This window comes from Thermanaerothrix sp., assembly GCA_026417795.1.
Lineage (GTDB): Bacteria > Synergistota > Synergistia > Synergistales > Synergistaceae > Thermanaerovibrio.
This window is the reverse complement of the sequence record JAOACP010000133.1, coordinates 1-595: the sequence shown is the minus strand read 5'-3', so window position 1 is coordinate 595 and position 595 is coordinate 1. Positions and strand designations below refer to the sequence as shown.

Annotated in this window: 2 protein-coding genes; both read left to right on the top strand. The window is 44.0% G+C overall.

The features are described 5' to 3' along the window. Positions 1–303: sensor histidine kinase (locus tag N2315_09605; GenBank protein MCX7829426.1), on the top strand; the 303-nt coding region annotated here is incomplete at its 5' end. A gap of 74 nt (positions 304–377) precedes the next feature. Further along, positions 378–595: hypothetical protein (locus N2315_09600; GenBank protein MCX7829425.1), on the top strand; the 218-nt coding region annotated here is incomplete at its 3' end.

Sequence of the window (595 nt, the reverse complement as noted above, 5' to 3'; positions counted from 1 at the left end):
GTACATAATGCCCTTCTCTATGGTACGCCGGGACCACTTCAGCTGTTTTTTACTAAAGAAAAGGAAGGAATTTCTATTTCCGTTTGTAATCAGGGGACTATCCCAGAGGAGCATATTCCATACCTTTTTCAACGTTCTTACCGGGCCGATGCCGCCCGGAGAATTGAAGGTTCCGGGTTGGGCCTTGCGATTGTAAAGGCTGTAGCGCAAGCCCATGGAGGAACCGTGGAATTTAAAAATACTCCCCAAGGAACCAGTGTGTTTACCCTCTATCTTCACAAAAAAAACACAGAATCTCCCTAAAAAATTGCATAACCAGTTAATACAGTTAGTACAGTAAGCCGAAAAGGGCGGTTTTTATACAGCCTTGTTAATTTTTGGGAGGTGCTGATATGCCAGCAAAGAAAAAGGACGTGGCTTCAAAACTACGGTTGGGAATTCAACTCGTGTTTTTGCTTCTTATTACGCTTATTAGCGTGAACCATGGATTGTCTGAAACGGGAATCCAAATTCCCTTCGTAGGTAATCCTTCGTTACATGGGATTTGTCCCTTTGGTGGAGTGGTGTCTCTCTATCAACTCATTACCACGGGGAG